Raw genomic sequence first — 11,365 nt, 5'->3', positions numbered from 1 at the left:
TGGCGACCTTTAGCAATTTGCCGATTAAGCAATCGGTACGATCAAGGGCGAACCACATGCCGGGGCGCATACGACAGCATCTTGCCGCCCAACAGGCATGCCGACCGGAAGACATTTTGATAAAACAGTTGGCCGACGAAACGCCGTGCTACGCCCTGCCGCGTTCTGTTGGGAGGTTCCGCCTGCTCTGATGCGAAACCGAGCTTCTCGGGTCTTATTGCACGAACGCTCTGGCCCGTCGGGTCCACGCAGAGTCTCGCAGCCGGGACTGTTGTCTTCGCGGCTTACGGTAAGGCGCTTCTCAGCAGCCACTGCGCCGACAGCAATACCAGCGACCGAGACCGAAGTGCCACACGTATGATCGGACAAGGCAGCCACGACGGGGAATCGTTGAACCAATTCAGATATCTGACGCAAGTGTGCTTGATCCACTGGTGTCGAGTGACTGCTGACACGGTGCAGCAATAGAAGCTTCTTCCCGCCGGTCTCATGCTTCGCCGAAAAAGGATTCTTTAAGTTAGGTTTGCTGGATGGGGCGGTCTTCGGACTCAGACGATTGTCAGTATCCGCGACATGGCAGATTGATTGCATGTCAGTTGCTTCTAATGAGGTCATCTTATGCGCAAAGCAACTCACACTAAAATCTCCGCTTAGAATTCGGATTCCTCTGTCGGACGTTCGTTCATTTAAGCGGGCTTCGCCAAAGACAAATTAGATCTATCTAGCGCTGCCTCCGCCCAGACCAGATTTGTTGGCTTTTGCGACCCGCACGGGATGCATCTGGGCACAGCTCTCTAGCTGGAACATGGGTTGATCGGCAGCCTACCCATAACCCTAGACAACCCGCTTCATCGATCCAACTAACAGCTCGTAGTTGTCGATTCAACCGGTAGATGCAACATACTAGCAGCTGGGGTCGAGGCAAAGGACTGGCTGATCACAAGCGATTCACGCTGGCCACGGATATCAAGGTCTACTTCTGTGATCGACAGAACCCCCGGCAACGTGGGACGAACGAGAACACCAACGGCCTTGTGCGACAGTACCTGCCAAAGGGAATCGATCTATTCGGTTACTCACAGGCCAAGCTCAATGCTATCGCGGGGCGACCAAATGAGTGTCCGAGAAAAGCCCTAAACCACGAGACACCGGCGCAACGGTTCAACCAAACTCTTGCATCCACCGGTTGAATCCACAGTCAATTCCTATGTTCAATGCTATCAATCAGGAGTGCTATGCAGATTGTCGCCAAGCGACTTATAAATTAGTTCAGCTCTCGCCCAATCCTCGGTTGTATCTATATCCACAACACGCCAACTTGGAACAACGAGACCAGCCCCTCCACTATGCAGCCGAGTTTTTGTCAACCAAGCACGCATATCTCCCCAATAGAATTGGCCGGCGTCGTAATAGGCCGGCTCCAGGTCCTGCGTACGCGTCAATTCATATTTTGGATTCAGAGGGGTTGTACGTCCATCCTCTTCTCTCTTGAATGCTCGCTGAATAGCAGATGGAAACTCGGTGACCGGAAAGCAATAATCCGCCCCAGAATCCTTCAGCAATTGACGTGCTGCATTGAGATCAGCCATCTGAATGAACGGCACACCCGGATAAATACAGCATGCTAGGTCGATTTTCCAATCTAACGACTGGCAGACCTTGATGGCATGGGCGATTACGGGAACCGTAGGTGTATAGTCGTCCGCCAACGCAGGCGGGCGTACGAAGGGCGTTTCAGCTCCTAACAGGCGTGAGATGCTAGCAATTTCCTCGTCGTCGGTGGTGACGATTACGTGCTCGAATAAGCCAGAAGTCCTGGCTGCTTCAATAGCATAGGCGATGAGCGGCTTACCAGCAAAGGGCTTGATATTTTTGCGTGGAATGCGTTTGCTGCCACCACGAGCCGGAATAATTGCGATATCCATTATATGAGTACCTCCCGCGGAGTCCGGGCTAGCTGATCGTGTTGGGCATCCATTGGTCTGGGATACAACGCCAGTGTAGTAACCTCGTTGACGCAGCCCCTAGCTGCAGGACAGTGAGCAGAGAACAAGCCGAACTCCCCATAATAGCGTTGTAAATAGACTTGGATATAGTGAAAGGCTACGCCTACAGCACGATGGCGTAGCTCGTCAGACATGTGGCGGTGCATCCCAGATATTCTCCGCGGCTTTAAACGGTCCACATAGAGATTCTTAGGCGAATAGGTACTTGTCAGAGTTGCCGTAGCGGTTGTCGCACATTTACGAGTGCCCGCTCGTAGGGGCCGGCCAATGTATTATGCCGCGCCACAAGAGCGTGCAGGCGGCCCACCTGGCCACGGGCCGAGGCAGCATCAAGCTCAGTCATCCCCGCATCCGCGGGGCATCCGGCCTGTATGTACACGGGACACGCCTCAACTTGGCCAGCGAGCCCGACACCGTTTTCCTACCGGCGAGACCCTCAGTACCTGAGGTCAAGCCCCGGAGTCGGGATTATTATTGCGCTAATCATTCTGAATGGAAGTGTAAGCATCAGTCGGTTTGGACGCTACGGAGTTCGCCACTTTCTTTGGCCTTAGTTTGTTACCTCAATAGAGAGTGACAGGGTCTACTGTTGTAACCTTTCGAAGCTGGCAGCACTAGCTTGTTCCGCGCCTTCCGCTCGCGACGGTAGCGATCAACACGTTTGTGATTGGCCCCCTATTCTTATCGACTGATCAGCACCAGGTTACGCTAGAAACCGTACCGCACACGGATACCGGAAACTGCACAGGACAGCGAAAGGGTGACCATTGGACGGGCTCAATGGACCTACAAAGAACCACCAACCACGAAACGAGATCAGCCCTCCAGAACCTGCCATGTCACAGCGTCGCCTCGAGTGATAGGGCTAACGACCGTCTTTCCCACCACATCATCATAGTACTTGGGCGATAGGCCCATACCTGGTCGGATCCGCCTGACATCGCCTGGCCCAATCACCGCACCTACTGGCAGGTCTCTGACAAAATATAAGGATCGGCGAAATACCCGACTTCCAACCTCAGCTGCCTGGCGCTGAAAGCCGCCTTGCCCCAGTGCTGCCCAAGCAGCTTGCGTCTCCGCGCATAGGCGCCGCAGATCCTCTGGTTCCAACGAAAAGGTACTATCTGGCCCTTTGTCCTGGCGGCTCAAGGTGAAGTGCTTCTCAATCATGCAGGCACCTAAGGCAACTGATGCCACTGCAGCTGCCGTTCCCAACGTGTGATCAGAGAGTCCAACCACCACCCCGAACCGATCGGCCAATTCAGGGATGTGGCGCAGGTTCGCTTGGTCAATGGGCGCTGGATAGCTGCTGAGGCAGTGCAAAAGGATGAGACCTTTACATCCGCCAGCTTTGGCGGCCTCCACAGCCTCGGCAATCTCATCTTCGGACGCCATGCCAGTGGACATGATGATAGGTTTTCCGGTACTGGCCACATATCGGATTAACGGCAAATCCACAATCTCAAAGGAGGCGATCTTGTAGGCGGGTGCCTCCAAGTCCTCCAACAAATCCACAGCTGATTCATCGAACGGAGTCGAGAAAATGGTGATCCCCAAGCTGCGTGCGTGAGCAAACAATGGCTTATGCCACTCATAGGGCGTCTGAGCTTCCTTGTATAGATCGTAAAGCTTGTATCCATCCCATAACCCACCCTTAACCAGGAAATCCGGCCGATCACAATCGATGGTCATGGTGTCGGGGGTGTAGGTCTGCAACTTAATAGCATCAGCACCACATCGATGTGCAGCGCTGATCGTCTCGAGGGCGCGATCAAGGGAGCCATTGTGATTGGCTGAGAGCTCAGCGACGATGAATGGGCGCACACCCATACCAATTCGACAAGAATCTAATGACACTACTTTCGTTATCATCCTCGCCACACCCTATAGGCCGATTCGATCATCGGCGAAAAATACCCACTTCTGCAGGAGATGAGACATGTTCTGGCCCCAGATGCCACTCATGAAGCCTCATCTGTCCGCCGAACTCCAATCCAGCGTGCAATTCGAAATTGCCTTATATCCGCCACCGAGCCTGTCTGCACTGACAACAGGACCTACAGACGCATAATCCACCTTCGTACTCCAGCGATTCGATTCAGGAGGCATGTACCAATACCATCACGGCCCGATCTGAATCGATATCGCCATTAGACGCATAGCAAATGTCTTGAGCATGCTATTTCGCAGCATCAATTTTTACTATGTATTTCCTACCTCTATGAAAAAAAAATGCTGGATAACGCTCATTATCAACAACGCGAAGCAGGTTAAACTGCTCAGCAATACCCTTGTTTGGATCCAGTTCACTATCATCGGGGGTTCTTCGGGCATAATAACTAGCAGACCCCACCTGCGGTCTTGCGGCGGTGAGCACGTCGGGATATGTTCTAACCCATTCCTTACAAAGAAAAATAGTCCGGTCTCCGATGAGGCGCCGCCAATCGTCTACCAATTCGTTTCCCATGAGCTGTACTCGGCTTTGCAGATATATGTCGCCAGAATCAACTTGTTCAGCAGCCTCAAGCAGTTTGATTGGGATCTCGTCCGCTCCTTCTAATATCTGCCACACCATCGGTGACCAGCCCCTGCCATGAGGAAGGGCACTCGCATGAACTACGAGAGTATTCTTAAAATTCTGAAGAACCTTCGAAGATAGTATGTGTCCAAAAGACAGACAAAAGCAGAAATCGGAATGATGATTTTCATCGGGGACATGGGCGACGGCCACACGATGCCCTTCGTCCCGCCAATCGCTAGCCAAACGGCGCGCGTACGGGGTCATCCAATTGTCCCGCTCCGCCAAGATGGTGATGTCATAGCACACTTGTTGCAATATCCTTAATCAGCGATGTTTCTACCGCAGTAATGACCTGTCATCCAGCCGGTAACTCTCTTCGTACCGATTCCATCCACTATCCCCGAAGAGTTTGAAGTCAACTGGACTGTGGACATCCTAGCCTCACGGAGACACCTGAGCAAACGTTTAACGAAACCTTTGGAGCAGTCCAAGCAGATCGCCGCATGAGCGTCCTGCATCGCCAACGCGGCCGCTCGCTGGTTCTCTGCCAAGACAATCATCACCGTTGGCAATCCCAAGCAGCAGCGCTCCCAAGTGGTGCCGCCTCCTGCCCCTATCGACAGATCGCTATCGGTCATCAAACGCGCCATATCTGACACATCCACCAACACTTCGGCCGACCACGGCAGCGCGGCTGCCTGCCTGCGTACCGCATCCAACCAAGGCGCCTTCGGTCCCATCACTATAGTCAAGCGACAATCAGCAGGGAGGTCACTACTACGTAGTGCCCGCAACACTCTGCCAGTCACATTGTTCTCATCTATGCCGCCCAAACTGACCAATACGCGCTTCAATTCTGGCACTAGGCGTCGGGATAGGCTCTCGACCCGGCACCGCGCGAACTCTGGCCGCAGCAGTGCATACATCGGTCCGATCAATTTCGTGCACGCCTGCGGCAAAAAACGAAGATAATCCGACTCCTGCCGCCCCAGATTTTGGTCGAGTAGCACGTCGCAATTGTGCACCCTATCCGCCAAATCATCGATGACCATTAACCGCCGCGACGTCGACCGCAATAGTCCCTCCCATCGCTCATCCAACGCGTAGTGATCGACGATCAGCCAATCGTGGGGCGCCGAGCCGGCCAGCGCCGCGATCGTCTGCGCAGCATCTGTCTGCCAGTCGGCACCCAGCCATCGCTCATGGCGGACCGTATGATGCTCTTGCCGACCAACAGAGTCCAGTCCATGCACTGGCGATAGCAAACTTACGGCATAGCCTCGCGCCTCAATCGTCCGAGCTAGATGGCCATCATGCGCCCGGCAGACGAATCGACAATTTGCTCCCCGTTCACGCAAAGCGTCCGCCAGTGTAAGGCAACGAATGACGTGGCCCGTGCCAATTTGCAGAGAGGCATCCGCACGAAAAGCGACTTCCAAGAATCAAGCCCCCGCCAACTGTCGTGCCTTTAAAATCCACTCTAGCGGAACCCAGGCTTCTAGTGTATCGATGTTCTGGACTCGATAGCGTGGCGGTGTCACTAGAGCCGAGCGCGCTGAGAAGATAGACTGCCTCAACAGCCAAGCTCGGGCAAGGCCCCAATAGAACCAGCCAGCGTCATGCCATGCAACTTCTGGGCATTGAGGGCGAACATCAAACAATTTTAGGGGGAACATCTCTATCCTACAATCACCGACAATACGAAGTGCGCGCTGGATGGGAAATGGGAAATCGTACCTGAAAAGGAAAGATCTGCACCACTATTGATCTGCATATCCTGGCCCTTACAAACGCCTGCACGCTGCACGGCGCAGTTGCATATACCAGCAAAGCAGTAGCAGACCTCCGCAGCTTTGCATCTCCCTGATCCCCTGGGCAATCATGAGAACAGCGCCGGTATGATCCTCAGCCAGATTCGTCGGTCGCATGAACGGAATCAATGCACCGCACAGACGGGCAGTCGAGCGATCTCGTGATATCCGTCGATACGATGATCTAATCGAAACCGAAGACCTTTGCTGCCTCGCTCGACCAGGCGCTCATGGCCTCCTAACCACTGCCGCCAGATGATTGGCGGCATCCATATTGACTCTACCCTATGGATTTTTGATTTTGGTATAAAACTTGAAGCACACGCCCGTTCATGCCAGTGGTCGCGCCGAACACAATGCAGCATCTATCCCGCCTGCGTTTCTCAGTGCTCGAAAAAAGAAGCCAACGCTGGAATCCCGCGACTGAGGCCGCGTGTTGCGCAATATATATTCACAGCCAAAATCACCCGCCCCGGGGGGCATCTTGGCTGTTTTTTCATCGCCTTCTGTTCAACGATTTCGAGGATAGAAGGTGCTCACAGACGGCCCGACGAACCAGCCTTATGCCAGAGTGGTAATCAACGCTCCAACCACCTGATCTTGCATCTCCTCCGTCAGTCCCACATACATGGGCAAGCTGATGACCTCTACATAATACCGCTCTGCCTGCGGGAAATTTCCAGACGCGAATCCCATCGCTTGGTAATAAGGCTGAGTAGGCACCGGAATGTAGTGAACGTTCACTCCAACCCCCCGTTCCCTCAGCGCTTCGAAGACCTGCCGGCGGGTCGCCCCGATCCTGTTCAGGCATAGGCGGATCACATATAGATGCAGCCCCGAATAGCCGTCCGGGTGTTGCCACGGAGTAATCACAGGAAGATCGGCCATCCGTGCATCGTAGCGCGTGGCAATCGCGTGGCGCCGGGCCACGTACTCGTCCAGACGCGACAACTGGCTCAAACCCAAGGCGCCCTGCAATTCTGTCATCCGGTAATTAAAACCCAACGCCACCTGCTGGTAATACCATGGTCCATCCGGCGCATGGCTCATGAGCGCAGGATCGCGCGTCACGCCATGGCTGCGATATAGCGACATCCGCTCGGCCAGGGCCGCGTCATTCGTGACCGCCATCCCGCCTTCGGCGGTGGTGATGATCTTCACCGGATGGAAGCTGAAAACCGTAATGTCGCTATAGCGGCAGTTGCCGATGTATTCACCCCGATACTTTCCTCCGATGGCGTGTGAGGCATCTTCGATCACCTTGAAGCCGTAGCGCTGGGCGAGCTGATGGATAGCCACCATGTCGCAGGGCTGCCCGCACAGGTGGACCGGGACGACGATCTTGGGTAGCCGCCCTTCGCGCTCCGCCTGTTCCAGCTTTGCAGCCAGCGCCGCCGGGTCCAGGTTGTAGGTGCGCGGATCGATGTCCACGAAATCGACCTTTGCACCGCAATATAGAGCGCAATTGGCGGAAGCCACGAACGTGATGGGCGTCGTCCACAGCCAATCACCCGGCCCAAGTTCCAACGCCAGGCAGGCGATGTGCAAGGCAGAGGTCGCGCTGTTGACCGCCACGGCATGGCGGGCACCCACCTTTGCGGCAACGGCCTGCTCGAACGCCGGTACCTGGGGTCCCTGAGTCAGAAAATCCGACTTCAGCACCGCCAGCACGGCATCCACGTCCGCCTGGGTAATATCCTGATGACCGTAGGGAATCATGATGGTTCAGATCCGGCCGATCTTGGCCGCGTTCGCCGCCATCCAGGCCTGCAGCGCCTCGGGCAGCATCCACTCGGGGTTGGTGTCGCTGGCGTAGATGAAGCCCTCTGGCACCTTCTTGCCGTCCTTGATGCGCTCGGGGGAATTCGACCACCCGTTGATAGCCGGCAGAATCTTGTAGTGTTCGGGATACTCGTAGGTATGGAAGGAATCCTCAGCACCGATCATCTGCTCGTGCAGCTTTTCACCGGGCCGGATGCCAATGATCTTGTGCCGGGCCTGCGGGGCGACGACCCGCGCCAGATCCACCACCTTCATCGACGGAATCTTCTTCACGTAGATCTCGCCACCCACCATGTCGAGGAAGGCATGCCAGACCAGCTCGACGCCCTGCTCCAGCGAGATCATGAAGCGCGTCATGCGTTCGTCTGTGATGGGCAATTCGCCACGATCCTTGATCGACATGAAGAACGGGATGACCGAGCCTCGCGAACCCATGACATTCCCATAGCGCACTACAGCAAACCGTGTGCCATGAGCGCCTGAATAGGAATTACCTGCCACGAATAGCTTATCCGACGCAAGTTTGGTCGCGCCGTACAGGTTGACGGGGCTGCTAGCCTTATCCGTGGACAAGGCTACAACCCGCTTAACTCCGTGGTCTATACAGGCATCCACCAGATTCATGGCGCCCATGATGTTGGTCTTTACGCATTCGAATGGGTTATATTCCGCGGTCGGCACGATCTTGGTCGCGGCCGCATGCACCACGTAATCGACACCGTCAAGAGCCCGATACAGGCGATCCTTGTCGCGCACGTCGCCAATAAAAAACCGCACTCTGGGGTCATCACCGTAGAGCTTAGCCATCTCCCATTGCTTCATTTCGTCACGCGAGAGGATGATGAGGCGCTTGGGGTTGTAGCGCGTCAGCGTCATGGGTACGAAGGTATGGCCAAAGGAGCCAGTACCGCCGGTAATCAATATGGATTGATTGTCTAGCATATTCAAGAGTCTTGAGTTTTCATGTTGGAGCGCTCGGTGGGGGTTCATTAGGCGGCCGCCACGATCTGCGAGTAAGAGCCGATTCGATGGATTCGGCCATGCTGCAGCTCAATGATCTGGTCGCAGCGCTGCAGCGTCGTCAACCGGTGCGCGATCATCAGGACAGTCAAATTGGCACCCAGGCCATCGATGGCGTCCATGACGGCGCGCTCCGTCGCGTTATCCAGCGCGCTGGTCGCCTCATCAAAGATGATGACCTCGGCACGTTTGTAGAGCGCGCGCGCAATGCCGATGCGCTGGCGCTGACCCCCCGATAGCCGCACACCGCGTTCACCCACGTGCGCGCTGTATTGCTGCGGCAGCGACTCCACGTAATCCGCAATCTGTGCCTGCCGTGCCGCCTGCTCCACCCGATCGGTATCGATGCGGTCGGGCGGCAGGCCGAAGGCGATGTTTTCGGCAATGCTGGCGTCGGCCAGATAGATGGACTGGGGGACATGGGCGAGGCGGTGCTGCCAGGCGCGCTGTGTCGCGGGCTCCAGCAGCACGCCATCCACGAGGATCTGCCCGTCGGTGGGCGTGAGCAACCCCATGACCAGATCAAGCAGCGTACTTTTGCCGCTTCCAGTAGCGCCGATGAAACCTACGCGGCTACCGCGTGGGATGATCAGGTTCAGGTCGTGCAATACCTGCGGCGCCTGAGGCGCATAGTGAAAGCCCAGGTTGCGCAGTTCGATCGACTGGCGAAAAGGCAGCGGCCTGTGCGTGCTGCCGTAGACACTGAGGTCTATAGGCTGTGCCAACAATACCAGTGCGTCGTTCAGTGAATGCCGACCGGACTTCAACTGTACGAAGGACAGGTACCCCTGCTGGAGCACAGGCAGCAGGCGCTGCGCGCCCATGGCCAGCACACCCAGTAGCGTGATCGCTTTGGCCACGCCACCGTCTTGCTGGGAAATCGCATACGCCAGGATGGCGATCAATGCCATGCCCAGCGCCTCGGCGGCGAAGCGTGGCGAGCCTCCGATGAAGGAACTGCCGGCCTGTGCATGCCGCAGCGGAATATCTGCTTGGCGGTACTGCTGACAGTATGTTTCCTGAGTACCATCGATGAGCACGTCCCGGATGCCTCCCAAGCCTTCCTGTAGAACTTTTACGACTTTTGTGGATTCGGATGACATTTTCTGGCTGTACAGGGCCAGCCGCTTGCGGGTCATCAGGATCACTGCGCCATAAATGAGGCCGAACCCCAGAAACGCCGCCAGCGACATCCTGGGATCAACCGCCAGCAACACTCCCAGGATCGCCACCAGCATGACGGCGCTCCCGAAAAGCGTCAGCACGGGGGTCAGGAAATAGTTAATCACCGCCGAAACCTTGCTGGTGACCCCGCTGATTACCTCACTGCTGTTGCGCGACACATGCACCGCATAGGGCTGATACAGGGTCCGACGGTAGATCTGGAAGCTGAAATCCGCACCCACGGCGAATGACAACTTGGTGCTGGCATAGAGCAGCAACAGCCGCATGGCGCCCGCCAGCAGCGCCGCGACGATGAAGGTGACGGTGACCGGCAGCAGGAGCTGGGCTGGGCTGGTAATCCCCATCCACCCCAGTGCCGCCTGCAGGCCGGGATGGCGAAAGACGCGATCTGGTTGGGTCAGCACGCCCAGAAACGGCAGCACCGCCCCCAGGCTCAGGATCTCGGCGAACGAGGCCAACACCATCAGCGCCATCAGCGCCGAGAACTGCCGCTTCCGGCGGCGGGCCAGGTGCGACCAGAAGCCTGTCGCCAGATACATCAGACTCGGGGAGGCGACCGGCTGGCCGCCTCTGCCTGCGAATTTGGAGCGAATCACGACTCCTGCACCTCTTTCTGCAAGCGCTCGATTTCCTGGCGCAGCATTTCGTATTCCTCCTGCTTCTTCACCAGAAAGCGTCGCGCGAGATCTGCCTTGGCCGTGATCCCGGCGGGCGTCAGCAGGTACGCATAGGCCAGCTTATTGTCGCTGTTCCTGAAGTTCTGCATCTTGATCAGCCCCTTGTCCAGCAAGGCGCGGATGCAGTAATTCGTCTTGCCCAGACTCACGCCCAGCGCCTGCGACAGCTCGCGCTGGCTCAGGCTGGGATCGGACTCCAGCAGGCGCAGGACTTTCAGGTGGCTTTCTTCGTGCAAGGCTTCGGACAATTCGGGCACGCTACCGCCGTGCTGTGACACGGTCAGCAAGCGCAGTAAGGGCGTTCATTGATTGAACGTCATGATACTACAGGGAGATAAGTTGGGCTGGGCGTCTCGAATGCAA

Annotated in this window: 9 protein-coding genes and 1 pseudogene; 1 reads left to right on the top strand and 9 read right to left on the bottom strand. The window is 56.2% G+C overall.

The features are described from left to right. Window positions 1–24: 24 nt before the first annotated feature. On the bottom strand, window positions 25–591 hold the full coding sequence (locus ACVCMJ_RS12520) for an N-acetylneuraminate synthase family protein (protein ID WP_447082732.1): 567 nt from the start codon (window positions 589–591) through the stop codon (window positions 25–27). Window positions 592–908: 317 nt separating this feature from the next. Between ACVCMJ_RS12520 and ACVCMJ_RS12515 the strand changes: the two are divergent. Next, a pseudogene (locus ACVCMJ_RS12515) lies at window positions 909–1,190 on the top strand (IS30 family transposase); the annotation flags it as partial. Window positions 1,191–1,220: 30 nt separating this feature from the next. Here ACVCMJ_RS12515 and pseF read toward each other — a convergent pair. The 8 genes from pseF to ACVCMJ_RS12475 form a co-directional block, all read right to left on the bottom strand. After that, a complete protein-coding gene (gene pseF, locus ACVCMJ_RS12510) occupies window positions 1,221–1,925 on the bottom strand; it encodes a pseudaminic acid cytidylyltransferase (RefSeq protein WP_447081725.1) in 705 nt (234 codons plus the stop codon). Between the two features lie 897 nt (window positions 1,926–2,822). Next, complete coding sequence (gene pseI / locus ACVCMJ_RS12505; RefSeq protein WP_447081724.1) at window positions 2,823–3,836, bottom strand: pseudaminic acid synthase; 1,014 nt, start codon at window positions 3,834–3,836, stop codon at window positions 2,823–2,825. A 349-nt stretch (window positions 3,837–4,185) separates the two neighbouring features. Beyond that, entirely contained in the window at window positions 4,186–4,833 is a 648-nt protein-coding gene (locus tag ACVCMJ_RS12500) for a formyltransferase family protein (protein WP_447081723.1), read from the bottom strand. 14 nt (window positions 4,834–4,847) lie between these two features. Then, window positions 4,848–5,966 carry a UDP-2,4-diacetamido-2,4,6-trideoxy-beta-L-altropyranose hydrolase gene (gene pseG / locus ACVCMJ_RS12495; protein WP_447081722.1) on the bottom strand — a complete coding sequence of 373 codons (1,119 nt, stop codon included), beginning with the start codon at window positions 5,964–5,966 and terminating at the stop codon, window positions 4,848–4,850. A gap of 933 nt (window positions 5,967–6,899) precedes the next feature. After that, window positions 6,900–8,057, bottom strand: coding sequence for a UDP-4-amino-4,6-dideoxy-N-acetyl-beta-L-altrosamine transaminase (gene pseC / locus ACVCMJ_RS12490; protein WP_447081721.1), 1,158 nt, complete (start codon window positions 8,055–8,057; stop codon window positions 6,900–6,902). 6 nt (window positions 8,058–8,063) lie between these two features. Further along, a complete protein-coding gene (pseB, locus tag ACVCMJ_RS12485; protein WP_447082588.1) occupies window positions 8,064–9,062 on the bottom strand; it encodes a UDP-N-acetylglucosamine 4,6-dehydratase (inverting) in 999 nt (332 codons plus the stop codon). 47 nt (window positions 9,063–9,109) lie between these two features. Then, window positions 9,110–10,921 (bottom strand): ABC transporter ATP-binding protein, encoded by a 1,812-nt coding sequence (locus ACVCMJ_RS12480; RefSeq protein ID WP_447081720.1) that lies wholly within the window; start codon window positions 10,919–10,921, stop codon window positions 9,110–9,112. After that, window positions 10,918–11,259 (bottom strand): MarR family EPS-associated transcriptional regulator, encoded by a 342-nt coding sequence (locus tag ACVCMJ_RS12475; RefSeq protein WP_447081719.1) that lies wholly within the window; start codon window positions 11,257–11,259, stop codon window positions 10,918–10,920. The genes ACVCMJ_RS12480 and ACVCMJ_RS12475 overlap by 4 nt, the downstream gene beginning before the upstream one ends. Between the last annotated feature and the right edge of the window lie 106 nt (window positions 11,260–11,365).

This window comes from Castellaniella sp. UC4447_H14 (assembly GCF_052978285.1).
Note: the sequence above shows the minus strand (reverse complement) of the source record. Positions and strands in the feature narration are given on the sequence as shown.

Coding starts and splice junctions, on each gene's coding strand:
- ACVCMJ_RS12520 (WP_447082732.1), bottom strand. CDS start 591: ATGCAATCAATCTGCCATGTCGCGGATACTGACAATCGTCTGAGTCCG.
- pseB (WP_447082588.1), bottom strand. CDS start 9,062: ATGCTAGACAATCAATCCATATTGATTACCGGCGGTACTGGCTCCTTT.
- pseI (WP_447081724.1), bottom strand. CDS start 3,836: ATGGGTGTGCGCCCATTCATCGTCGCTGAGCTCTCAGCCAATCACAAT.
- pseF (WP_447081725.1), bottom strand. CDS start 1,925: ATGGATATCGCAATTATTCCGGCTCGTGGTGGCAGCAAACGCATTCCA.
- pseC (WP_447081721.1), bottom strand. CDS start 8,057: ATGATTCCCTACGGTCATCAGGATATTACCCAGGCGGACGTGGATGCC.